This is a genomic window from Streptomyces sp. NPDC101219, from assembly GCF_044767675.1.
In the GTDB taxonomy this organism is placed as follows: Bacteria; Actinomycetota; Actinomycetes; order Streptomycetales; family Streptomycetaceae; genus Streptomyces.
This window is the reverse complement of record NZ_JBIWOK010000017.1, coordinates 128617-151519: the sequence shown is the minus strand read 5'-3', so window position 1 is coordinate 151519 and position 22903 is coordinate 128617. Positions and strand designations below refer to the sequence as shown.

Below are 22903 nucleotides of genomic sequence, written 5' to 3'. Positions count from 1 at the left end.
CCGGGGGGGCCCGGCCGTCCGTGCGGGCCCGGCCGGCCGTGCGGGCCCGGCCGTCCGGCGCCGCGCGCCGGCGCGGCGCCGGACGGCCTGTCCCGCCGGGTCCGTCGGGAACGGTCCGGCCGGAGGGGTGCGGGCGGGTCAGACGGCGAGCGCCTGGGCGCGGCGCTTCACCTCCGTGCCGCGGTTCTCACTCAGGGCCTGGGCGGGCGTGCCCGGCAGGCTGGGGTCGGGGGTGAAGAGCCACTCCAGCATCTCTTCGACCGTGAAACCGTCGTCCCGCAGCAGCGTCAGGGTGCCCACCAGGCCCTTGACGACCTTGTCCCCGTCGATGAAGGCGGCGGGGACGTGCAGCGCGCGGTTCTCACCACGGCGTACGGCGATGAGCTGGCCCTCCTTGACCAGCTGCCGGACGCGCGTCACCTCGACGCCGAGCTGTTCGGCGATGTCGGGGAGGGTGAGCCACGCGGGGACGAGAGCATCGATGTTTGCGTCAATCTCGGTCACGGGACAAGCCTGCCACCCTGCACCGACAGTCGGAAGCCGGGCCCGCCGCCCGGGCCCGCGGGCGCGTCGCGTCCGGGGCCGTCCCGGAGCGCGGCACCGGGGGTGCGGGGGCCTGTCCCGGGAGCCCGCTGCCGCGCGCGGGCCGGGTCAGCGCGCGGGCCCGGTTCGGCGCGCGCGGGCTCGGGTCAGCGCCCGCGGGCCCGGGTCAGGCCGTCGCCGACTTGAGCGGGCGGGCCGGATCGGCCAGCAGGTCCGGGTCCATGGAGGCGCCCGCCTCGATCAGCCGGCGCCCCTGCGCCAGGTCACGGGGGCGTCCCACCGCCAGCAGCGCGACCAGCCGGGTGCCGCGCAGCCAGCAGACGGTCCAGGCCGGGTCGGCGGGGTCGCCGCGCCACACGGTGCGGTCGGCGTCCGCGTGGTGTCCCGCGTACTGGACGAAGCGGCCGAACTGCTCGGACCAGAAGTACGGCACCGGGTCGTAGACCGCGGGCGGCTCGCCGGTGCGCTCCCGGAGGATGTTCGCGGCCACCGTGCGGGGCCCCTGGAGTGCGTTGTCCCAGTGGTGCACGAGCAGGCGCTCCCCGTAGCGGGCCGACGGGAAGGACGCGCAGTCGCCCACGGCGTACACCTGCGGCGCGCCGGCCCGCAGGTGCCGGTCGGCGACGACCTCGCCCTCCGCCCCGAGCGCGATCCCGGAGCCGGTCAGCCAGCCGGTGGCCGGGCGGGCGCCAATGCCGACGACCACCGCGCCGGCGGGCAGCCGGGTGCCGTCGTCGAGCAGGACGGCCCCGGGCTCGGCGCTCCGCACGCGCGTGTGGGTGCGCAGCGCGACCCCCGCGTCGGCGTACCAGGCGGTCATCGGCGCGGTCACCTCGGCGGGCAGGGCCTGGGCGAGCGGCCGGCCGGCGGCCTCGACGACGGTGACGGCGCAGCCGGCCCCGCGGGCGGCGGTGGCGAACTCGGCGCCGATCCAGCCCGCGCCGACGACCACGACGTCGTGCCGGCGGGCCAGCAGCGGCCGGAGCCGGGCGGCGTCGTCGAGGGTGCGCAGCAGATGGACGCCGGGCACGCCCTCGGTGCCGGGCAGCCGGACCGGTTCGGCGCCGGTCGCGACGACCAGGACGTCGTAGGGGACGGGCCCGGCCTCCGTGTCGAGCACCCGGTCGGCGGGGCGCAGGCCGAGGACCTCGCAGCCGAGCCGCAGTTCGATGCCGAGGTCCTCGAAGTCGACGTCGAACGCGGAGTCCTCGGCCTTGCCGAGCAGCACCGCCTTGGACAACGGCGGCCGGTCGTACGGCTGGTGGGGTTCGGCGCCGATCAGGGTGACCGTGCCGGTGAAACCCTGCTCCCGCAGGGCGACCGCGGTCTGCACCCCCGCCATGCCGGCGCCCGCGACCACCACCCGGCGCGTGTCGGACGGTCCCGGTTCCCGCGTCTGCTCGCTCACCTGATCACCATAGGCACCCGGAAACGTGTCGGTCAGTCCCGTCGCGCCGTGAGCCGCCGCACAGCCCGGAGCCGCGCGCGGGGCGGGCGGCGCGGACCGGGCCCCCTGCAAGCGCGGTGGCCCGGGGACTAGGGTGACCGGCGTAAGCACTCGCGGGAGTCCGGACGCACCGGGCTGAGAGGGAGGCTGGCGGCCTCCGACCGTACGCACCTGATCCGGGTCATGCCGGCGAAGGGAGGGGCTGGACGCCCATGTCGCCCACACACACCTCGAACACCCCACCGACCTCGGACGTACTCGTCGTCGGGGGCGGGATCATCGGACTGGTCACGGCCTGGCGGGCCGCGCAGCGCGGTCTCACCACGACCCTGGTGGACCCCGAACCGGGCGGCGGCGCGGCCCAGGTGGCCGCCGGCATGCTCGCCGCCGTCACCGAACTCCACTACGGCGAGCAGACGCTGCTCGGGCTGAACCTCGCCTCGGCCCGCCGCTACCCCGACTTCGCGGCCGAGCTGACCGAGCTCACCGGCCGGGACCTCGGCCATCGCCGGTGCGGCACCCTCGCGGTCGCGCTGGACGCCGACGACCGCGCGCACCTGCGGGAACTGCACGCCCTCCACGAGCGGTCGGGGCTGGAATCGCAGTGGCTGACCGGGCGGGAGTGCCGTCGGCTGGAGCCGATGCTCGCGCCGGGCGTGCGCGGCGGGCTGCGGGTGGACGGCGACCACGCGATCGACCCGCGGCTGCTGGCGGCGGCCCTGGTGACCGCGTGCGAGCGGTCCGGGGTGGTGCTGCACCGCGCGTGGGCGGACCGGCTGACCGTGGTGCGGGACCGCGCGACGGGCGTGGTCACCGCGGACGGCACGGAGCTGGCCGCCGGGCAGGTGGTCCTGGCGGCGGGCAGCCTCAGCGGCCGGCTCGCGGGCGTCCCCGAGGACGTGCTGCCGCCCGTGCGGCCGGTGAAGGGCCAGGTGCTGCGGCTGACCGTGCCAGGGCACCGCGCGCCGTTCCTGAACCGGACGGTGCGCGCGGTGGTGCGCGGCAGCCACGTGTACCTGGTGCCGCGGGAGAGCGGCGAGCTGGTGATCGGGGCGACCAGCGAGGAGATGGGCTGGGACACCACGGTCACCGCCGGCGGGGTGTACGAGCTGCTGCGCGACGCCCATGAGCTGGTCCCCGGGATCACCGAGCTGCCGCTCACCGAGACGCGGGCCGGGCTGCGCCCCGGCTCCCCCGACAACGCGCCGCTCCTGGGCCCGACCGGCCTGGCCGGACTGCTGCTGGCCACCGGGCACCACCGCAACGGTGTGCTGCTCACGCCGGTCACCGGCGACGTGCTCGCGCACGCGCTGACCACCGGTGAACTCCCCGAGGAAGCCCGTCCCTTCACCCCCCGGCGGTTCACCGCCGGCGCACTCCTGGAGCAGTCCGCATGAACCACCCGGTCACCATCTCGGTCAACGGCGATCCGCTCGCGGTGGATCCCGGCACGGTCCTCGACCACGTCGTGCGCTCGCTCACGGCGGCGCCCTCCGGGGTGGCCGCCGCCGTCAACGAGACCGTCGTCCCGCGGGCGCAGTGGCCCTCCACCCCGCTCGCGGAGGGCGACCGGGTCGAGGTCCTCACCGCCGTGCAGGGAGGCTGAGCGTGGCCGATGATCCGCTCGTCCTCGGCGAAACGGCGTTCACGTCCCGCCTGATCATGGGGACCGGTGGGGCGCCCAGCCTGGAGGTGCTGGAGCGGGCGCTGGTGGCGTCCGGCACCGGGCTGACGACCGTGGCGATGCGCCGGGTGGACCCGTCGGTGCACGGGTCGGTGCTGTCGGTGCTTCAGCGGCTGGGCATCCGGGTGCTGCCGAACACGGCGGGCTGCTTCACCGCCGGGGAGGCCGTGCTGACCGCGCGTCTCGCGCGGGAGGCGCTCGGCACCGACCTGGTGAAGCTGGAGGTCATCGCCGACGAGCGCACCCTGCTCCCGGACCCGGTCGAGCTGCTGGACGCGGCGGAGACCCTGGTCGACGACGGGTTCACGGTGCTGCCGTACACGAACGACGACCCGGTGCTGGCGCGGAAGCTGGAGGACGCCGGCTGTGCGGCGGTCATGCCGCTCGGGTCGCCGATCGGGTCCGGGCTCGGCATCCGCAACCCGCACAACTTCGAGCTGATCGTGGAGCGGGCGGGCGTGCCGGTGATCCTGGACGCGGGCGCGGGCACGGCCTCCGACGCGGCGCTGGCGATGGAGCTGGGGTGCGCGGGCGTGATGCTGGCCTCGGCGGTGACCCGGGCGCAGGAGCCGGTGCGGATGGCCGCGGCGATGCGGTACGCGGTGGACGCGGGGCGGCTGGCCCGGCTGGCCGGGCGGATCCCACGGCGGCACTTCGCGCAGGCCTCGTCCCCGGCTGAGGGCAGGGCGGCGCTGGACCCGGAGCGGCCCGCGTTCTGACCGCCCGTCCCGCGCGCCGGGTGCCGGCGCGGCCCGCGCACCGGCCGGCGCACGGCCTCTCGTGCGTTGCGTCACAGGTCGGCTGCAGTCCCGCCCCGATCGGGGGCGAACCGGGCGGGGCTGTGGGCGGCGGCTCGTAGACTCACCCGCGTGGACACGACCCTTCAGGACCCTCTGGTCGGGCAGGTGCTCGACGGCCGGTATCGCGTCGAGGCGCGGATCGCGGTCGGCGGTATGGCCACGGTCTACCGGGCCGTGGACACCCGGCTGGACCGCGTGCTCGCGCTCAAGGTGATGCACCCGGCGCTGGCCGCCGACGCCTCCTTCGTCGAGCGGTTCATCCGCGAGGCGAAGTCGGTCGCCCGCCTGGCCCACCCGAACGTGGTGCAGGTCTTCGACCAGGGCACCGACGGGGCGTACGTCTACCTGGCGATGGAGTACATCGCGGGCTGCACCCTGCGGGACGTGCTGCGCGAGCGCGGGGCGCTCCAGCCGCGGGCCGCGCTGGACATCCTGGAGCCGGTGCTGGCCGCGCTGGGGGCCGCGCACCGGGCCGGGTTCGTGCACCGGGACATGAAGCCGGAGAACGTGCTGATCGGGGACGACGGCCGGGTCAAGGTCGCCGACTTCGGGCTGGTCCGGGCGGTCGACACGGTCACCAACACCACCGGCACGGTGCTGGGCACGGTGTCCTACCTGGCGCCGGAGCAGATCGAGCACGGCACCGCCGATCCGCGCGTCGACGTCTACGCCTGCGGGATCCTGCTGTACGAGATGCTGACCGGCGAGAAGCCGCACGACGGCGACTCCCCCGCGACGATCCTCTACAAGCATCTGCACGAGGACGTGCCGCCGCCGTCGGCGACGGTGCCCGGCATGGCCTACGAGCTGGACGAGCTGGTCGCCACCGCGACCGCCCGTACCCCGGAGATCCGGCCGCACGACGCGGTGGCGCTGCTCGCGCGGGCCCGTGAGGCCCGCGCCGGGCTCACCGAGGCGCAGCTGGACGCGGTGCCCCCGCAGGCCCTGTCCGAGGAGCACGACAACGCCGACGACCGGACGAGCGTCATCCCGCGCGCGCTGACGATCCCGCGCCCGCTGCCGGTCGACGGGGACGACGAGGGCGACGCCGACGGGCAGGCCGCCGGCGGCGGGGCGGGGCCGGTGCACCGCACCAGCCGGCTGCAGGCGCCGCCGCCTCCTCCGCCCGGGCGCCGTCCGGTGCTGCGGGCCGGCCCGATGGCGATCGTGGTCGCCGTCCTGCTGGTGCTGGGGGTCGGCACGGGCGTCTGGTACATCAACTCCGGCCAGTTCACCAAGGTGCCGCCGCTGCTGGGCAAGACGGAGCAGCAGGCCCGGGACCGGCTGAAGGACGCCGGGCTCGGGGTCGGGCAGGTGGAGGAGGAGTTCAGCGACACCGTGGAGCGGGGCACCGTGATCAGCACGGACCCGAGGACGGGCGCCCGCATCCGGGGCAACGACTCGGTGTCGCTGGTGCTGTCCAAGGGACCGCAGACGGTGCGGGTGCCGGACATCGACGGGTACCGGCTGGACGAGGCGCGGTCGCTGCTGAAGGACGACGGCCTGGAGCCGGGCATGGTGACCCGGGAGTCCAGCGAGGACGTGCCGCGCGGCTCGGTGATCGCGACGAAGCCGGTCAAGGGCACCAAGGTCCGGGCGGGCTCGGCGGTCGCGCTGACGGTGAGCAAGGGCCGGCCGGTCGACCTGCCGGACGTGACCGGTGACGAGCTGGACGACGCGCGCGCGGAGCTGGAGGAGGCCGGGCTCGTGGTCGAGGTGGCACCCGAGCGGGTCCACTCGGAGCACGACGCGGGCGAGGTCGCCCGGCAGTCCCCGGCCGCCGGACGCGAGGTCGCCGAGGGCGACACGGTGACGCTGACGCTGTCCAAGGGCCCGGAGATGGTGGAGGTCCCCGATGTCGTCGGCGACAGCGTGAACGAGGCCAAGGAGAAGCTGACGGGCGCCGGGTTCGACGTCAAGGAGGACCGGGGGCTGCTCGGTCTGTTCGGCGACACGGTGAAGGGCCAGTCGGTGGAGGGCGGCGAGACGGCGCCGCGGGGTTCGACGATCACCCTCCGCATCCGCTGACGCCGCCCGGGACCTCGCGGCGGGCGGGCCGCGGGGTCATGACACCCTGGACGCGTGAAGAATCACCCGTCCGGCCGTGTCCGCAATCCGATCGGCAGCCATGTGCCCGTGGCGGGCGGCCTGCACTCCGTCGGTGTCTCCTACGCCCGTGACCTGGGCGCGGAGGCCCTGCAGGTGTTCGTCGCCAACCCGCGCGGCTGGGCCACTCCCGTCGGCAGTCCGGCGCAGGACGAGGCGTTCCGTGCGGCCTGCGCGGCGGAGTCGCTGCCGGCGTACGTGCACGCCCCGTACCTGATCAACTTCGGCTCGCACACCGAGGCGACCGTGGAGCGGTCCGTGGAGTCCCTGCGCCACTCGCTGCGGCGCGGCAGGCAGATCGGGGCGCTCGGTGTGGTCGTGCACACGGGCAGCGCGACCGGCGGGCGGGAGCGGCCGGTGGCGCTGCGGCAGGTGCGGGAGCGCCTGCTGCCGCTGCTCGACGAGCTCACCCACGACGACGACCCGTTCCTGCTGCTGGAGTCGACGGCGGGCCAGGGGGCCTCGCTGTGCTCCCGGACCTGGGACTTCGGGCCGTACTTCGAGGCGCTGGACGCCCACCCGAGGCTGGGCGTGTGCCTGGACACCTGCCATGTGTTCGCGGCCGGGCACGACCTGGCCGGCCCGGACGGCATGCACCGGACGCTGGACCTGCTGGTGGACACGGTCGGCCCGGGCCGGCTGAAGCTGATCCACGCCAACGACTCGATGGACGTGGTGGGCGCGCACAAGGACCGGCACGCGAACATCGGCGCCGGGCACATCGGCGAGGACCCGTTCCGTGCGCTGATGACCCACCCGGCGACCGAGGGGGTGCCGCTGGTCATCGAGACGCCCGGCGGCAAGGAGGGGCACGCGGCGGACGTGGAGCGGCTGAAGAAGCTGCGGGACTCCTGACGCGACCGTCCGGCGGCGGGCGTCAGAGTTCGGGGCCGTCCCCCGGTTCCTCCTGGTAGGAGTAGCGCTGCTCCTTCCAGGGGTCGCCGAGGTTGTGGTAGCCGCGTTCCTCCCAGAAGCCGCGCCGGTCGGCGGTCATGTACTCGACGCCGCGGACCCACTTCGGGCCCTTCCAGGCGTAGAGGTGGGGGACGATCAGCCGCAGCGGGAAGCCGTGTTCGGCGGTCAGCAGTTCGCCGCCCTTGTGGGTGGCGAACAGGCTCCGCTCGGAGCTGAAGTCGGCGAGCCGCAGGTTGGAGCTGTATCCGTACTCGGCCCACACCATCACATGGGTGACGTCGGGGGCGGGCGGGGCGAGGTCCAGGACGGTCCGGGCGGGGACGCCGCCCCACTCGGCACCGATCATGCTGAACTTGGTGACGCAGTGCAGGTCGGCGACGACGGTGGTGTACGGCAGGGCCGTGAACTCGTCGTGGTTCCAGCAGTGCTTGCCGCCGTCGGCGGTCGCGCCGAACACCCGGAATTCCCAGCGTTCGGGCCGGAACTTGGGGACGGGCCCGTAGTGGGTGACCGGCCAGCCGCGCTGCAGGCGCTGTCCGGGCGGGAGGTCGAGCCGTTCCGCTGCGTGTGCTGTGCGCTCCCTCGGTTCTCGTTCCGGCTGACCCATGCGTCCATCCTGACAGACGGGGGACGATGCGCCCGACCCGGGCCACGCAAGAACGGACAATCAGCTCAAACAGTACTAAGCAAGGCTTTACTTACTAAGTGCGGGCTTACTGGACGATCTTCCCGTGCCGGTGCAATCATGCGCGCAATCTGCCTGTCCCCGCGCGGAAGGAACCCACGCCATGCAGGGCGACCCCGAGGTCATCGAATTCCTCAACGAGCAGCTGACCGCCGAGCTGACCGCGATCAACCAGTACTTCCTGCACTCGAAGCTGCAGGACCACAAGGGGTGGACGAAGCTCGCCGAGTACACGCGCGCCGAGTCCTTCGACGAGATGCGCCACGCGGAGGTCCTGACCGACCGCATCCTGCTGCTCGACGGGCTGCCCAACTACCAGCGGCTGTTCCACGTCCGGGTCGGGCAGACGGTCACCGAGATGTTCCAGGCGGACCGGGAGATCGAGGTCGAGGCCATCGACCGGCTGCGCCGGGGGGTGGAGGTGATGCGGAGCAAGAACGACATCACGTCCGCGAACATCTTCGAGGCGATCCTCGCCGACGAGGAGCAGCACATCGACTACCTCGACACCCAGCTGGAGCTCATCGACAAGCTGGGCGAGGCGCTCTACCTGTCCACGCTGATCGAGCAGTCCCAGCCGGACTCCTCGCTGCCGGGCAGCATGAAGTGAGGCGCGCGCCGACCCGGCCCGGAGCCGGCTAGGCGGCTTCCGGGAGGTCGGCGGTGAGGGGCGGGCGGCCCTGGTCGGCGAGCTGCCGGCGGGGGCAGGAACCCCGGCCCAGCAGCGCCTGGATGCGTCGTACGCAGCCACCGCAGTCGGTGCCCGCCTTGCAGGCGGAGGCGATCTGCCGGGGGGTGCAGGCGCCCGCTTCCGCGTGGCTCCTCACCTGTTCCTCGGTGACGCCGAAGCAACTGCAGACGAACACGCGGATTCACCTCCCGCGGGGTGGCGCTGGGTCATGCCGTCCCCGACCGGGGTCGGTGAGGCAAACCTAACCTTACTCACCGGGCGGGAGTGCACGAAAGGGGGGTGGGGCCCGGATCGGTGTGATCCGGGCCCCACCCCTTCGCGTGGTCACCGCCACGGCACGGCCGGTCACCGGCCCCGTGCGGCGCCTACTGGTCGCGGTACATCTCGGCGACGAGGAACGCCAGGTCCAGCGACTGGCTGCGGTTCAGCCGGGGATCGCAGGCCGTCTCGTAGCGCTGGTGGAGGTCGTCGACGAAGATCTCGTCGCCACCGCCCACGCACTCGGTGACGTCGTCGCCGGTGAGCTCCACGTGGATGCCGCCCGGGTGGGTGCCGAGCTCCTTGTGGACCTCGAAGAAGCCCTTGACCTCGTCGAGCACGTCGTCGAACCGGCGGGTCTTGTGACCCGAGGCCGCCTCGAAGGTGTTGCCGTGCATCGGGTCGGTCACCCAGGCGACGGTGGCACCGGACGCCGTGACCTTCTCGACCAGCTCGGGAAGCCGGTCCCGGATCTTGTCGGCGCCCATCCGGACGATGAAGGTCAGCCGGCCGGGCTCCCGCTCGGGGTCGAGGCGCTCGATGTACTGGAGCGCCTCCTCCGCCGTCGTCGTCGGGCCCAGCTTGATGCCGATCGGGTTGCGGATCTTCGAGGCGAACTCGATGTGCGCGTGGTCCAGCTGCCGGGTGCGCTCACCGACCCACACCATGTGGGCGGAGACGTCGTACAGGTGGCCGGTGCGCGAGTCGACGCGGGTGAGCGCCGACTCGTAGTCGAGCAGCAGCGCCTCGTGCGACGAGAAGAACTCGACGGTCTTGAACTCCTCCGGCTCGGCGCCGCACGCCTGCATGAAGTTCAGCGCCTGGTCGATCTCCCGGGCCAGCTGCTCGTAGCGCTGGCCGGACGGCGAGGACTTCACGAAGTCCTGGTTCCAGGCGTGCACCTGCCGCAGGTCGGCGTAGCCGCCGGTGGTGAAGGCGCGCACCAGGTTCAGCGTCGAGGCGGAGGCGTGGTACATCCGCTTCAGGCGCTGGGGGTCCGGGATGCGGGCCGCCTCGGTGAAGTCGAAGCCGTTGACGGAGTCGCCGCGGTAGGTCGGCAGGGTGACCCCGTCGCGGGTCTCGGTCGGCTTGGAGCGCGGCTTGGAGTACTGGCCGGCGATACGGCCGACCTTCACCACGGGCACGGAGGCGGCGTAGGTGAGGACGGCGCCCATCTGGAGCAGCGTCTTCAGCTTGGCCCTGATGTGCTCGGCGGACACGGCGTCGAAGGACTCGGCGCAGTCGCCGCCCTGGAGCAGGAACGCCTCTCCGCGCGCGACGGCGGCCATCCGGGCACGCAGCTGGTCGCACTCGCCGGCGAACACCAGCGGCGGATACGTTTCGAGCTCGGCGATCACATCGCGCAGAGCCTGGGCATCCGGGTACTCGGGCTGCTGCGCCGCGGGCAGGTCTCGCCACGTCGCCTGAGCGGCGACACTTCGGGAATCAGCGTTCACGGTCACGCCTCAACATTACGGGGTGAAGCCGCCCGCTCCGGGCCATGCCCAGCAAGTGAGACGCACCGTACGCTCCGCGGACATGCGCTAAGGTGCTCGGCATGTTCGCGCACTCGCACCTCACCTGGTGGTGGACCGCTCCCCCGGCGGCCCACTGACTGCGCGTACGCACAGACTCCGCGAAGGCCGCCCGAGGGCGGCCTTCGGCGTTTCGCGGCGTCGGTCGGCCGGCCTCCCGTCACCGAGGGACCCGGACCGATGAAACCGACCGACCTGCTCGCCGACCTCCTTGCCGACCCCCGCCCGTTCGCCCTGCTGCGCCGCCGCACCCCCGGCCACGACCACGGCGTGGTCGAGCTGCTGCTCGGCCCCGTCACCGCGCGCGAGCGCCTGGCGGACCTGCCCGACGAGGGCCTGGCGCTCGTGCCGTTCCGGCAGATCCGCGAGCGCGGCTTCGACGTGCGGGACGACGGCACCCCGCTGCTGGTGCTGACCCCCGAGGAACGCCACGAGATCCCGCTGGAGGACGCCCTCGCCCTGCTCCCGGCGCACGACGTGCGGGTGGAGGACGGCGGCTTCGACGTGGACGACGAGGAGTACGCCGGGATCGTCGGACGGGTGCTCCGGGAGGAGATCGGGCGGGGCGAGGGCGCCAACTTCGTCATCCGGCGGACGTACACGGGGCACCTGCCCGGCTTCGTGCGGGCCGACGCCCTCGCCCTGTTCCGGCGGCTGCTCCAGGGCGAGCGGGGCGCGTACTGGACGTTCGTGGTGCACACCGGACAGGAGGGGCCCGAAGGGCCTTCCTCGGAAGGGCGGGGGTGGGAGACGGGCGGGCGCACGCTGGTCGGGGCCAGCCCGGAGGTGCATGTGCGGGCGTCCGGCGGCACGGTGGTGATGAACCCGATCAGCGGCACCTACCGCTACCCGGCCGGGGGCCCCACCGCCGACCGGCTGCTGGACTTCCTCGCCGACGGCAAGGAGACCGAGGAACTGTCGATGGTCGTCGACGAGGAACTGAAGATGATGTGCACCGTCGGCGACCGGGGCGGCGTGGTCGTCGGCCCCCGGCTGAAGGAGATGGCGCACCTCGCGCACACCGAGTACGAGCTGCGCGGCCGGTCCTCGCTGGACGTGCGGGACGTGCTGCGGGAGACGATGTTCGCGGCGACGGTGACCGGCTCGCCGGTGCAGAACGCCTGCCGGGTGATCGAACGGCACGAGGCGGGCGGACGCGGCTACTACGCGGGCGCGCTCGCCCTGATCGGCCGGGACGCGGGCGGCGCGCAGACCCTGGACTCGCCGATCCTCATCCGCACCGCCGACATCGACGCGGCCGGACGTCTCCGCGTCCCGGTGGGGGCCACGCTGGTGCGCGGCTCCGACCCGGCCGGCGAGGTGGCGGAGACGCACGCGAAGGCGGCCGGGGTGCTGGCCGCGCTGGGCGTGCGTCCGGGGCGGCCCCGCGCCGAGCGGGCCCTGCCCCGGCTGTCCGACGACCCCCGGGTGCGGACCGCCCTGGACGGACGGCGTGCCTCGCTCGCCCCGTTCTGGCTGCGCATGCAGGAGCCGTCGGGCCCGCCGACGGGCCACGCCCTGGTGGTGGACGGCGAGGACACGTTCACCGCGATGCTGGCGCACGTGCTGCGTTCGGGTGGCCTGGAGGTGACCGTGCGGCGCTTCGACGAGCCCGGGCTGCGGGAGGCGGCGCTGGCGCACGGGGGTCCGCTGGTGCTCGGGCCCGGCCCCGGTGACCCGTCCGACACGTCCGACCCGAGGATGCGCTTCCTGCGCTCCCTGACGGCCGAGGCACTCGGCAGGCACCGGCACGGTGTCCTCGGGGTGTGCCTGGGGCACGAGCTGATCGCCGCCGAGCTGGGGCTGGACATCGTCCGCAAGGAGGTGCCGTACCAGGGCGCGCAGACGGAGATCGACTTCTTCGGGCGGCCGGAGACGGTCGGCTTCTACAACAGCTTCGTGGCGCGCTGCGACGACGGGACGGCGGCGGAGCTGGCCGCACACGGCATCGAGGTGAGCCGCGCGGCCGACGGCGAGGTGCACGCGCTGCGCGGGCCCGGCGGCACGCCGGGCGGCGCGTTCGCCGGGGTGCAGTTCCATCCGGAGTCGGTGCTGACGCTGAACGGCGCGGCGGTGGTCGGGGAGCTGATGGCTCAGCTGCGCGGCACCAGCACGTTCTCCGAGCGGCGGCCGGCCGTGTAGTCGAGGACGTTGTCCACCGTGGTCGCGATGATCTGGCCGACGGCGTCCTCGGTGTAGTACGCCTGGTGGGACGTGACCAGCACGTTGGGGAAGGTGACGAGGCGGGCCAGGGTGTCGTCCTCGACGGCCTCCAGGGACTTGTCGAGGAAGAACAGGCCCGCCTCCGCCTCGTAGACGTCGAGGCCGACGCCGGTGAAGCGGCCCGCGCGCAGCTCGCTCACCAGGGCGGCGGTGTCGATCAGGCCGCCCCGGCTGGAGTTGACCAGGATCGCGTCGTCCTTCATCGCCTTCAGCGCGGCGGCGTCGATGAGGTGCTGGGTGGCGGGCAGCAGCGGGACGTGCAGGCTGACCAGGTCGGACTCGGCGAGCAGGCGCTCCTTGGGGACGTAGGTCAGGCCGAGCTCCCGGCAGGCGGGGTTCTCGGTGACGTCCCAGCCGAGCAGCCGCATGCCGAAGCCGTGGGCGATGCGGGCGAACGCCTCGCCGATCTTGCCGGTGCCGAGGATGCCCACGGTGCGGCCGTGCAGGTCACGGCCCATCAGTCCGTCGAGACGGAAGTCGAAGTCGCGGGTGCGGGTGGAGGCGCGGACGATCCGGCGGTTGACCGCCATGGCGAGGGTCCAGGCGAACTCGGCGACCGAGTACGGCGAGTAGGACGAGACGCGGGCGACGGTGAGGCCGAGGCGTCCGGCAACCTGGAGGTCGATGTTGTTGAAGCCGGTGGACCGCTGGGCGACCATCCGGGTGCCGCCCGCGGCGAGCTGCTCCAGGACGCCCGCGCCGAGGTCGCAGTTGACGCTGGTGGAGATCACCTCGTGGCCGGACGCGATGGGGGCGGTGTCCTCGTCGAGGAAGACGCCGAGCCCGCGGACCGCATGATGGCCCTCGAAGGCCCGTTCGATCAGGGGACTCTCGTCGGCCTGCACACCGAATGCCAGGATCTCCACGCGTTCCCTCCGGGGTCGTGCCGGTGCCGGCGACTGCCGTCGCGGCGAATATACGGGCCGGGGCGCGGCACACGCGTGAGCCGGACGGCCCCGGCGGGTGGGCCGGCCGGCCGTGGACACGAGGTCGGGCCCCGGCCCCGCGCGGGCCGTACTAGCCGTCGTCGAGTCCGCGCTCGATGGCGTAGCGGACGAGTTCGACGCGGTTGTGCAGCTGCAGCTTGCCGAGGGTGTTCTGCACGTGGTTCTGCACCGTGCGGTGGGAGATGACGAGGCGTTCGGCGATCTGCTTGTAGCTCAGGCCCTTGGCGACCAGGCGCAGGACCTCCGTCTCCCGCTCGGTCAGCCGGGGCGCCTTCGACTCGCCGTCGTCGGGGGCCGGCGCCGGTTCGGAGGCGAGGCGGCGGTACTCGCCCAGGACCAGTCCGGCCAGGCCAGGGGTGAACACCGGGTCGCCTGCGGCGGTCCGGCGCACCGCCTCCTGCAGTTCCTGCGTGGACGCCGACTTCAGCAGGTAGCCGGTCGCGCCCGACTTCACCGCCTCCAGCACGTCGGCGTGTTCACCGCTCGCCGACAGCACCAGCACCCGCAGGGCGGGGTGGGCGGCGACGACCTCCTTGCAGACCTGCACGCCGGGCTTGCCGGGCAGGTTCAGGTCGAGGACCAGCACATCGGGGGCGGTGGCCTTGGCGCGGCGCACCGCCTGTTCGCCGTCGCCCGCCGTGGCGACCACCTCGAAACCGGACTCCGACAGGTCGCGGGCGACGGCGTCGCGCCACATGGGGTGGTCGTCGACCACCATCACCCTGACCGGTGCCCGCTCCTCGCCGTCCTGCCGCCGCGTCGCCGTGTCCGTCATCGCTGGTCCGCCTTCCCCCCGGGGTCGTCCGTGTCTGTGCCGGGCTCCCGGCCGTCCGTGAGCCCGCTGTCGTGTCCGGGGCCGCCGTCCTTCCGGCCGCCCGCGCGGGTGCCGCCGTCCCCGGCGGTCCTCGGGAGCCGCAGCTCCACCTCGGTGCCCTGCCCGGGGACGGAGATCAGGTCCGCCCGGCCGCCGAGGTCGCGCAGCCGCCCCCGGATGGACAGGGCCACGCCGAGCCGGCCCTCGCCCTCGGCCTCCGCGAGCCGGCCCTCGGGGATGCCGGGGCCGTCGTCGCGGACGGAGACGATCACCTCGTCGGGCTCGTCCTCGACGAGGATCCAGGCGCGTGCCTCCTCCCCGGCGTGCCGGCGGACGTTGTCCAGGGCGGCCCCGACGGCCGCGGCCAGCTCGCGGGCGGCGGCGGGCGCGAGCAGGACCGGGGCCCCCGGTTCGGCCAGGGCGGTCCGGGCGCCGGCGAACGGGGCGAGCAGCGCCCGCAGGTCGACCGGCGCGTCGCCGTCGTCCTCCCGGGCCGTGGCGGGCGCGGCGGCGCCCCGGGCGGTCTCCCGCGGCGCGCGGGCGGCCGGCACCAACCCGCCGGAGACCAGGGTGCGCAGCGCCACCTCCTGTTCCCCGGCCATCCGGCCCAGTTCGGCCGCCTCGCCGCCGATGACGGCGCCGCGCCGCTGCACCATGGCCAGCACCTGGAGCACGCTGTCGTGGATGTCCCGCGCGAGACGCTCCCGTTCCCTCGTCGCGGCCTCGATCTCCAGGGCGCGGGCCAGGGTGCGCTCGGAGGCTCGGGCGACCTCGACGACGTAGCCGATGGCGATGGAGGCGATGCTGACGAGGATCACGTTGTGCACGGTGTCGCGGGCCGGGGTGCCCCGCTCGACCAGGTTGGCGACGGCGACGAGGACGGAGGCGCCGGCCGCCCAGCGCCAGCCGCCCTTGATGGCGAACGCGAGCACGGCCCCGGCGGTCCATATCGACGGCAGGGTGGGGCCGCCCGCGTGGACCCGTTCCGGCGTGTCGGCGAGCGGGGTGAGCAGGATGCCGGTGAGGGCGATGGTGAGGTCGGCGGTGAGGAAGCGCTTGGTGCAGGCCGCCTCGTTCGCGACCTTGGGCAGCGTGGCGAGGGTCCAGCCGGCCAGCACCGCGAAGTAGCCGACGGCGAGCCAGGGGCGGGTGAACTCCTCGTAGGCGGTGGCGAAGAGTCCCACCGCGTAGACCAGGGTGAGCACCCGGTAGCCGGCGAGCGCGCGCCACAGCGGCTGCTCGACCGACATTCTCATGACCTTCTCGCGCCCCGGCATCGTCCCCGTCCCCCCACTTCCGGCCCGCGCCCCCGCCGGCCGGCCCGCCTACTCGGTGCGGTCCCGGCCGGAGCGCTCCGGCCCGGTCCGGTCCTGCCCGGCCTGCTCCATCGCGGACCGCAGCTTGGCCGCCTGCTCCTTCTCCGCGCGGGCCAGTGCGGCCCGAGCGGCCTTCTCGGCCTCCTTGTCGGCCTTGGCCGCCTCCGCGAGCTGCCGCTTCATGGCGGTGGCGTACATGTCGACGTACTCCTGGCCGGACAGCTTCATGATTTCGTACATGACCTCGTCGGTCACCGCCCGGAGCACGAACCGGTCGTGCTCCATGCCCTGGTAGCGGCGGAAGTCCAGCGGGCGCCCGATGCGGATGCCCGGCCGCATGAGCTTGGGCATCACCTTGCCGGGCGGCTGGATCTTCTCCGTGTCGATCATGGCGACCGGAAGCACGGGCGCGCCGGTGGCCAGCGCCACGCGCGCGAGGCCGCCCGGCTTGCCGCGGTAGAGGCGGCCGTCGGGCGAGCGGGTGCCCTCGGGGTAGATGCCGAACAGCTCACCGCGTTCGAGGACCTCTATGCCGCTCTTGATCGCGGCCTCCCCGGCGCCCCGCGTGCCGGACCGGTCCACGGGGAGCTGGCCCACTCCTTTGAAGAAGGCCGCGGTGAGACGGCCCTTCACGCCCGGCGTGGTGAAGTACTCGGCCTTGGCGATGAAGGTGACCTTGCGGTCCAGCACGGCCGGCAGGAAGAAGGAGTCGGAGAACGACAGGTGGTTGCTGGCCAGGATCGCGGGACCCTCCGCGGGTACGTTCTCCAGGCCCTCCACCCAGGGCCTGAAGGCCAGCTTCAGCGGCCCCCCGATGGTGACCTTCATGGTGCCGTACAACAACCGCGTGCCTCCCGTGTGTGTGGCACAGACCTTATCCCGGCGTGCCGCCAATGGGCCCGACGGCCCTGGTCGGTGTCAGTGCGGTCGCGTACGGTGAAGGTCCTGCACGTCGTGCGGTCTCCTGCCCCGGCGTGCCGGCCCCTTTGATCGGCGCTGTACCGCACGTGTGCCCGTCCCTCTCACGAACAGGAGGCCGAAGGTGCCGCTCCTGACCGGAGCCGAGCCGTTCCGCCACGAGGGCGGCGAGACCGCTGTCCTCCTGTGCCACGGGTTCACTGGTTCGCCGCAGTCGCTGCGCCCCTGGGCGGAGCATCTCGCCGGACGCGGCCTGACCGTCTCGCTGCCGCTGCTGCCCGGCCACGGCACGCGCTGGGAGGACCTGCGGATCACCGGCTGGCAGGACTGGTACGCGGAGGTGGACCGCGAGCTGCGGCAGCTGCGGGACCGCTCCGCGCGCGTGTTCGTGGCGGGGCTGTCGATGGGCGGCGCGCTGGCCCTGCGGCTGGCCGCACGGCACGGGGACGCGGTGAGCGGCGTCCTGGTCGTCAATCCGGCGAACCGGATGCACGGCGTGGCCGCGCACGCCCTGCCGGTGCTCCGGCACCTCGTCCCCGCGACGAAGGGCATCGCGAGCGACATCGCCAGGCCGCAGGCCGGGGAGCTGGGCTACGACCGGGTGCCGCTGCACGCCGCGCACTCCCTGCGGACGTTCCTGCGCCTCCTCGACGGCGAGCTGCCCCAGGTCACGCAGCCGCTGCTGCTGATGCGCAGCCCGCAGGACCATGTGGTGCCGCCCGCCGACTCGGCGCGGATCCTCGGCCGGGTCTCCTCGACCGACGTGACGGAGGTCCTGCTGGAACAGAGCTACCACGTGGCGACGTTGGACTACGACGCGGAGCGCGTCTTCGACGAGAGCACCGCGTTCATCGGGCGGCTCGCACCCGGCGCCGTCACGGAGGCCGGTCTCGGCAAGGAAGGGACGACCGCAGGTGGCTGAGCACGACTCGGGCCGCGAGGACCGCGAGGGCCAGGAGGGCCGCGAGCCGGAGGAGAAGGGCGTGCCCTTCGACGAGGACGCCGCGTGGGAGGCGATCGTCGCCGGGTACGGCGACGAGCCGCCGGACCCGCCCGGTGCCAAGCCCTTCAAGTCGGTGGAGGACCTCGCGCTGCTGGAGAGCGGCACCAACGACTCGGGCGACTCCCGTGACGAGGGGGTGCAGACGCAGGCCCCCGCCCCGGCCAAGGCCGACGAGGAGCCGGCCGGACCGCTGGGCAGCTCGGTGTCCTTCGCGCCGGGTGTCGGCCCGCGCGACTACAGCGTGCCCGAGCCCTCCGACGACGACCTCGACGAGACCGACGAGGGCCACTTCGTCCCGCCCGAGCCGCCGCCGCTGCCGGAGACGGACCCCGCGGCGAAGCTGGCCTGGCTCGGCGTGCTCGGCGGCCCGCTGCTGCTCCTGCTGGCGGTGCTGCTCGACTGGTACATGTCCTGGTGGCTGACCACGCTCAGCATCGGCGGGTTCCTGGGCGGCTGCGCCACCCTCGTCATGCGCATGCGCACCGATGACGAGGACGACGACGATCCGGGGCGGGGCGCGGTGGTCTGACCGGCGGCGGCTACGCGGCCGGCACCCTGAGGGCGGCCAGGACGGGAAGGTGGTCGGTGGCCGCCCTCAGGTCCGCCCCGTCGACGCCCGGCTGGTCCAGCGGCACCCCGCAGCCCAGGACCTCGACGCCCCGGGTCGCGAAGATCGCGTCGATGCGGCGGTGCGGCTCGTTGCGGATCCAGGTGTGCTCGCCGCCCCAGGGCGCGGCGGCCCGGCAGTCGGTCAGTGACTCCGCCAGCCGCCGGAAGGTCCGCCCGCCCGGCCGCTCGTTGACGTCTCCCCCGGCGACGGCGTGCTCGACGCCCATCCCGGCGAGCCGGTCCAGGAGCATCCCGCCCTGCGCGTGGCGCTCGTCGCCGTCCAGCGACAGGTGACAGCTGAGCACCCCGAGCCGGGCCCCGCCGAACCGGACGACGGCGGTGGCGAAACCCCGCCGGTGCCGTCCCGGACGGAGCGGCAGCAGGACGTCCTCGGTCCGCTCCACGGTCGCGCGCAGCGAACACAGCAGCGCGGGGCCGGCCGCCGTGGCGCCCCCGGACAGGATCACCAGTCCGGAGTCCGAGGCCAGCCGCGCCAGCTTCTTGCGCCAGCGGAAGAACCGCGGCGCCTCCTGCACGAGGACCAGGTCCGGCGCGCAGGCGGTGATCACCCGGGCCAGGGCGTCCGTGTCGTCGTGCATCGAACGGATGTTGTAGCTCAGCACCCGGATCACGGCCGAACCGTCCGGCTCGGTACGGGAGTCGGGCAGCAGCCCAGTGGTCGCCATGCCGGTCAAGATACGCCGCCCCGCACCGGCAACCCGTACACGCGCGCCGGTACGGGTCCCCGCCGGCCCGCCTCGGCTCCCGGCGGCCGGCTCCGGGGAACGTGACACGCGCGAGTGGGTCAGCAGCGGTCCTCGTCCCTCACGGTCACGCCTGCGCGCGGCGGAAACGGCTGCGCCCGCCGTCCCCCTCGTCGGGGTGGGCGGGCGCTGCCGGGCTGGTGGGGGTCGGTCACATGATGGGGTCGGGCTCCCGGGCCAGGTCGGCCGCGCCGACGAGGCCGGCCTTGTTGCCGAGGCGGGCGCCGAGGACGTCGGCGACGGGGCGCCAGTTGCCGCCGACCAGCCAGCGCTTGTACGACTTGCGGATCGGCTCCAGGACCAGCTCGCCCTCCTCGGAGAGGCCCCCGCCGACGATGAACGCGGACGGGTCGAACAGGGAGGCGAGGTCGGCGAGACCCGCGCCGACCCAGCGGGCCAGCTCGCGGTAGGAGTCGACGGCCACCCGGTCGCCCTGGCGCGCGGCCATGGACACGTGCTTGCCCTCGATGCCGTCGGGGGTGCCGTCGCCCAGCGAGAGCAGCGTCTCCGCGTTCTCGGGGGTGGCGTTGGCGCGCTGCCGGGCGTAGCGGACCAGGGCGCGGCCGGAGGCGTACTGCTCCCAGCAGCCCTGGGAGCCGCAGCCGCACAGGAGGCCGTCGGGCACCATGCGGATGTGGCCGAACTCGGCGGCCACGCCGAAGTGGCCGCGGCGCAGCTTGTTACCGATGATCACGCCGCCGCCGAGGCCGGTGCCGAGGGTGATGCAGATGACGTTGCGGTGGCCCTTGCCGGCCCCGAACTTGTACTCGCCCCAGGCCGCCGCGTTGGCGTCGTTCTCCACGACGACCGGGAGGTCGACGCGGGCCTCGACCTTCGCCTTCAGCGGTTCGTTGCGCCAGTCGATGTTGGGGGCGAAGTAGACCTCGGAACGCTGGCGGTTGACGTAACCGGCCGCACCGATCCCCACGCCGACGATGTCGTGTCCGGCTCGCGCGCCCTCCACCGCGGAGGCGATGGCGTCCACGATGCCCTCGGGTGTACCCGGGGTCGGCACCTTGTGGGTCGAGAGGATGCTGCCTTCCTCGTCGACCACGCCGGCCGCGATCTTCGTGCCGCCGATGTCGACGCCGATGGTGAGTCCCATGAATCCCTCAGTTTCGGTCGAGCCCCGCTACCGCCCACGGTACCCGAGCCGATGCCCCCGGTTACGCGGCGTCCGCACGGTGGGCGGGCTCCGGCCGGGGTGAGGGAGGGTGCGGCGGCCGGTCCGGGAGGGCTCCCGCCGGCCGCCGTGTCAGTCCAGGTCGATGCGCTCGCCGGGGCCGGTCCCGTCGTCGCCGTCGCGGCCTTCCCCGAGGTCACGGGGGTCGGTGTCGCGGATGCCGGTGTCCCGGGCCGTCCAGCGGCGCTCCTGGTCCTGGACCGCGGAGCGGTAGGCGGCGAGGAGTTCGTTGCCGGCGGCGGCGAGGTGGTCGAAGACGTCCGGATTGCGCTCGATGACGGGCTCCACGGCGGCCTTCGCCTGCTGGACGACCTGTCGCACGACCTGCTGCGCCGCGGGCCCGGCGACCGCGCCGAGCAACGGGGACTGCAGACCGGACAGCTTGTCGGCGACGGCGTCGACCAGCTTCCTGAGCTCCTCCGCGGCCGAGCCGGCGGGCGGCCCGTACTGTGCGCGGCGGCGGGCCTTCTCGGCCTCCAGGTCCTCGGCGCAGGCGGTCGCCCAGGCGTCGGCGTCGGGCAGGTCGGCGGTGGTGCGGGCACCGGTGGCGGCGGGGGGCTCGGCCGCCGGGGCGGGCCGGGCGTCCCCGTCGGGCCGGCTTGCGTCCGCGGCCCGTGCCTCGTTCACGGCTTCGCCCCAGGCGTCGTCGGACGGGGGGAGCTGTTCGCTCATGACGGGACTCCTGACTACGGATGGCCCTTCCGACGGTACCCGAACGGGGGTGGCGGCTTCACCGGTCCTGCGGCCACAGTGCGGGATCGGGCCGGAACCTGATGCGCAGCTCGCCCTCGCGCAGCGCGGCGCCGTCGACGGTGCAGCGGCGCAGCGCGGAGGGGAGGGCGACGATGCGGCGGAACGGTCCGGCGGTGACGACGATCTCGTCGCCGCGCCGGATCAGGTCCAGCTCCTCGCGCCGGGCCCCCGGAAGGGGGATGTGCCAGACCAGGACGCCGTCGGCGGCGGTGGGGGTCGCCCCGCTCGAGCGGAGCCGCGAGTGGGGGAGGCCGGTGACGGGCCAGTCGACGGCGGCCGGGGCCGGGCCGGCGCCGGGCAGGGCGAGCGCGCCGAGGTCGTCGGTGCCGCGCGGGTCCCGTCCGAGGTGGGCGACGGCGTCGACGGTGTACGTCTCGCGCCACTCGGCGAGCGTCTTGCGCTGCTGGGCGACGGGGCCGGCCAGCCAGCTGTCCTCGACGTCCTCGGGCAGCACCCGGGTGGCGACGAGGCGGTCGGCCCGCAACCCGCGCAGGGCGAGGCCGAGAGCCGCGGTGCGCACCGCGTCGGCCCCGGCCGGGGAGGGCTCGGCGACCAGGCGCACCGTCGTGGACCGGTCGGCGAGGACGGCCTCGACGGCGGCGAGCTGGAGGTCCCAGCGGGCGGCGGTCTCGTACAGCCGGTCGGCGGGCAGCGGCACCCCGGCGAGGCGGCCGAGCACGGGCCGCAGCGCGCGGGCCGCCTGCCGTTCGGGCGGGAGGAGGCGGCGCAGGTAGCGGCGCAGTTCGCCGGGGAGGGCGAGCAGGGCCAGGGCGCGCTCGGCGGGCGGGAGGTCGACGACGAGGAGGTCGTACTCCTCCGACAGGGCCGCGTCCCGCAGGGCGCGCAGCAGGGCGAGTTCCTCGGCGCCGGGCAGCGGGGTCAGTTCGTCGGGTTCCAGGCGGGAGGCGCCGAGCAGGTCGAGTGCGGCGCCGGCGCGGTCCTGCAGGGCGGTGAGGTCCGCCCGGAAGTCCGCGTCGGCCTCGACGCGGCGGGCGGTGAGCCCCGGGGCGGCCTCGACGGGCGCGGCCCCGACGGGCACCCCCAGCACCGCGCCCAGGGTGTCCGTCCGGTCGGTGCCGAGGACGAGGGTGCGGGTGCCCGCGCGGGCGGCGGCCAGCGCGGTGCCGGCCGCGACGGTGGTACGGCCGCTGCCGCCGGGGCCCGTGATCAGGAGGGTACGCATGAGGGTGAACGCTACCCGTGCGTCACCGGCGCGAACGGCGCGCGCGCCGCGGCGCGGGAGCCGGCGGGCTACTTCAGCCCGGACTCCACCCGCTTCTTCAGTCCCGCGAGGGCGCGGTCGATGATGACCTTCTCGGCCTTGCGCTTGATCATGCCGAGCATCGGGATCTTGACGTCGACGGTGAGCCGGTAGGTCACCTCGGTGGTGTCCGCGCCCGCGGGCTTCAGGACGTAGGACCCGTCGAGAGAGCGCAGCATCTGGGACTTCACGAGGGTCCAGGAGACCTCGTGCTCGCCGGTCCAGGTGTAGGCGAGGGTCTGGTCGTCCTTGATCGCACCGGCGTCCATGACGAGGCGCACCTGCTCGGCGCGGCCCTGGCCGTCGGTCTTGAGGACCTCCGCCTCCTTCACCTCGCCGGTCCAGTCCGGATAGCGGGCGAAGTCGGCGATCACCCCCATGACCTCGGCCGGTGCCGCCTCGATCGTGATGCTCGAGCTGGTGTGTTCCGCCATCGCCGTGGCTCCTC

23 protein-coding genes and 1 riboswitch are annotated in these 22903 nt (G+C 74.2%); of the genes, 9 read left to right on the top strand and 14 right to left on the bottom strand.

Translation table 11 applies throughout. The features are described 5' to 3' along the window. Window positions 1-138: 138 nt before the first annotated feature. Both ACIRPP_RS27865 and ACIRPP_RS27860 read right to left on the bottom strand, forming a co-directional pair. Complete coding sequence (locus ACIRPP_RS27865; protein ID WP_164347511.1) at window positions 139-504, bottom strand: Rv2175c family DNA-binding protein; 366 nt, start codon at window positions 502-504, stop codon at window positions 139-141. A 205-nt stretch (window positions 505-709) separates the two neighbouring features. Beyond that, window positions 710-1951 carry an NAD(P)/FAD-dependent oxidoreductase gene (locus ACIRPP_RS27860; protein ID WP_403648264.1) on the bottom strand — a complete coding sequence of 414 codons (1242 nt, stop codon included), beginning with the start codon at window positions 1949-1951 and terminating at the stop codon, window positions 710-712. A gap of 142 nt (window positions 1952-2093) precedes the next feature. Next, window positions 2094-2205: riboswitch (TPP riboswitch) on the top strand. Here ACIRPP_RS27860 and thiO point away from each other — a divergent pair. The 5 genes from thiO to ACIRPP_RS27835 all read left to right on the top strand — a co-directional run bounded on the left by thiO (window position 2203) and on the right by ACIRPP_RS27835 (window position 7435). Further along, window positions 2203-3387, top strand: coding sequence for a glycine oxidase ThiO (gene thiO, locus ACIRPP_RS27855; protein ID WP_403648262.1), 1185 nt, complete (start codon window positions 2203-2205; stop codon window positions 3385-3387). It overlaps the preceding riboswitch by 3 nt. Next, window positions 3384-3596 (top strand): sulfur carrier protein ThiS, encoded by a 213-nt coding sequence (gene thiS / locus ACIRPP_RS27850; protein WP_403648259.1) that lies wholly within the window; start codon window positions 3384-3386, stop codon window positions 3594-3596. Before thiO ends, thiS begins: the two co-directional genes overlap by 4 nt. 2 nt (window positions 3597-3598) lie before the next feature. Next, window positions 3599-4393 (top strand): thiazole synthase, encoded by a 795-nt coding sequence (locus tag ACIRPP_RS27845; RefSeq protein WP_403648257.1) that lies wholly within the window; start codon window positions 3599-3601, stop codon window positions 4391-4393. Between the two features lie 150 nt (window positions 4394-4543). Further along, the gene (gene pknB / locus ACIRPP_RS27840; RefSeq protein WP_403648254.1) at window positions 4544-6502 is read left to right on the top strand and encodes a Stk1 family PASTA domain-containing Ser/Thr kinase; all 1959 of its coding nucleotides are present in this window, start codon (window positions 4544-4546) and stop codon (window positions 6500-6502) included. 54 nt (window positions 6503-6556) lie between these two features. After that, window positions 6557-7435: a deoxyribonuclease IV gene (locus tag ACIRPP_RS27835; RefSeq protein WP_403648252.1), complete on the top strand. Its 879-nt coding sequence runs from the start codon at window positions 6557-6559 to the stop codon at window positions 7433-7435. Window positions 7436-7457: 22 nt separating this feature from the next. Here ACIRPP_RS27835 and ACIRPP_RS27830 read toward each other — a convergent pair whose 3' ends face one another. Continuing rightward, window positions 7458-8102, bottom strand: a complete 645-nt coding sequence (locus tag ACIRPP_RS27830; RefSeq protein WP_403648249.1) for a sulfite oxidase-like oxidoreductase — start codon at window positions 8100-8102, stop codon at window positions 7458-7460. Between the two features lie 181 nt (window positions 8103-8283). Here ACIRPP_RS27830 and bfr point away from each other — a divergent pair, with 181 nt between their 5' ends. Then, window positions 8284-8790, top strand: coding sequence for a bacterioferritin (gene bfr / locus ACIRPP_RS27825; RefSeq protein WP_403648246.1), 507 nt, complete (start codon window positions 8284-8286; stop codon window positions 8788-8790). Window positions 8791-8818: 28 nt separating this feature from the next. Here the strand turns inward: bfr and ACIRPP_RS27820 are convergent, their stop codons facing one another. Both ACIRPP_RS27820 and ACIRPP_RS27815 read right to left on the bottom strand, forming a co-directional pair. Next, the gene (locus ACIRPP_RS27820) at window positions 8819-9046 is read right to left on the bottom strand and encodes a bacterioferritin-associated ferredoxin (protein WP_164333662.1); all 228 of its coding nucleotides are present in this window, start codon (window positions 9044-9046) and stop codon (window positions 8819-8821) included. A 190-nt stretch (window positions 9047-9236) separates the two neighbouring features. Beyond that, the gene (locus tag ACIRPP_RS27815; protein WP_403648241.1) at window positions 9237-10592 is read right to left on the bottom strand and encodes a class II 3-deoxy-7-phosphoheptulonate synthase; all 1356 of its coding nucleotides are present in this window, start codon (window positions 10590-10592) and stop codon (window positions 9237-9239) included. Between the two features lie 252 nt (window positions 10593-10844). Here ACIRPP_RS27815 and ACIRPP_RS27810 point away from each other — a divergent pair, with 252 nt between their 5' ends. Continuing rightward, window positions 10845-12806, top strand: coding sequence for an anthranilate synthase family protein (locus tag ACIRPP_RS27810; protein WP_403648239.1), 1962 nt, complete (start codon window positions 10845-10847; stop codon window positions 12804-12806). Here ACIRPP_RS27810 and ACIRPP_RS27805 read toward each other — a convergent pair. The 4 genes from ACIRPP_RS27805 to ACIRPP_RS27790 all read right to left on the bottom strand — a co-directional run bounded on the left by ACIRPP_RS27805 (window position 12758) and on the right by ACIRPP_RS27790 (window position 16792). Next, the gene (locus ACIRPP_RS27805) at window positions 12758-13753 is read right to left on the bottom strand and encodes a 2-hydroxyacid dehydrogenase (RefSeq protein WP_403648236.1); all 996 of its coding nucleotides are present in this window, start codon (window positions 13751-13753) and stop codon (window positions 12758-12760) included. The two genes, ACIRPP_RS27810 and ACIRPP_RS27805, sit on opposite strands and share 49 nt — an antisense overlap. A gap of 151 nt (window positions 13754-13904) precedes the next feature. Continuing rightward, window positions 13905-14609, bottom strand: coding sequence for a response regulator (locus ACIRPP_RS27800; RefSeq protein ID WP_403648233.1), 705 nt, complete (start codon window positions 14607-14609; stop codon window positions 13905-13907). After that, window positions 14606-15925: a MacS family sensor histidine kinase gene (gene macS / locus ACIRPP_RS27795; RefSeq protein ID WP_403648230.1), complete on the bottom strand. Its 1320-nt coding sequence runs from the start codon at window positions 15923-15925 to the stop codon at window positions 14606-14608. Before macS ends, ACIRPP_RS27800 begins: the two co-directional genes overlap by 4 nt. Window positions 15926-15973: 48 nt before the next feature. Further along, entirely contained in the window at window positions 15974-16792 is an 819-nt protein-coding gene (locus tag ACIRPP_RS27790) for a lysophospholipid acyltransferase family protein (protein ID WP_403648227.1), read from the bottom strand. Between the two features lie 214 nt (window positions 16793-17006). Between ACIRPP_RS27790 and ACIRPP_RS27785 the strand changes: the two genes are divergently transcribed. Together ACIRPP_RS27785 and ACIRPP_RS27780 are read left to right on the top strand one after the other, a co-directional pair. After that, window positions 17007-17804, top strand: a complete 798-nt coding sequence (locus tag ACIRPP_RS27785; protein WP_403648224.1) for an alpha/beta hydrolase — start codon at window positions 17007-17009, stop codon at window positions 17802-17804. Next, window positions 17797-18414 carry a hypothetical protein gene (locus tag ACIRPP_RS27780; RefSeq protein ID WP_403648221.1) on the top strand — a complete coding sequence of 206 codons (618 nt, stop codon included), beginning with the start codon at window positions 17797-17799 and terminating at the stop codon, window positions 18412-18414. Before ACIRPP_RS27785 ends, ACIRPP_RS27780 begins: the two co-directional genes overlap by 8 nt. 10 nt (window positions 18415-18424) lie before the next feature. On the opposite strand, the gene ACIRPP_RS27775 is transcribed toward ACIRPP_RS27780, so the two are convergent. The 5 genes from ACIRPP_RS27775 to ACIRPP_RS27755 form a co-directional block, all read right to left on the bottom strand. Further along, complete coding sequence (locus ACIRPP_RS27775) at window positions 18425-19180, bottom strand: endonuclease/exonuclease/phosphatase family protein (protein ID WP_403648219.1); 756 nt, start codon at window positions 19178-19180, stop codon at window positions 18425-18427. A gap of 229 nt (window positions 19181-19409) precedes the next feature. After that, window positions 19410-20363, bottom strand: coding sequence for an ROK family glucokinase (locus ACIRPP_RS27770; RefSeq protein WP_164335171.1), 954 nt, complete (start codon window positions 20361-20363; stop codon window positions 19410-19412). A 150-nt stretch (window positions 20364-20513) separates the two neighbouring features. After that, entirely contained in the window at window positions 20514-21113 is a 600-nt protein-coding gene (locus tag ACIRPP_RS27765) for a DUF5304 domain-containing protein (protein ID WP_403648217.1), read from the bottom strand. 58 nt (window positions 21114-21171) lie between these two features. Next, window positions 21172-22377, bottom strand: a complete 1206-nt coding sequence (locus ACIRPP_RS27760) for an ArsA family ATPase (RefSeq protein ID WP_403648215.1) — start codon at window positions 22375-22377, stop codon at window positions 21172-21174. Window positions 22378-22445: 68 nt separating this feature from the next. Then, complete coding sequence (locus ACIRPP_RS27755; protein ID WP_403648212.1) at window positions 22446-22889, bottom strand: SRPBCC family protein; 444 nt, start codon at window positions 22887-22889, stop codon at window positions 22446-22448. Window positions 22890-22903 lie beyond the last annotated feature (14 nt).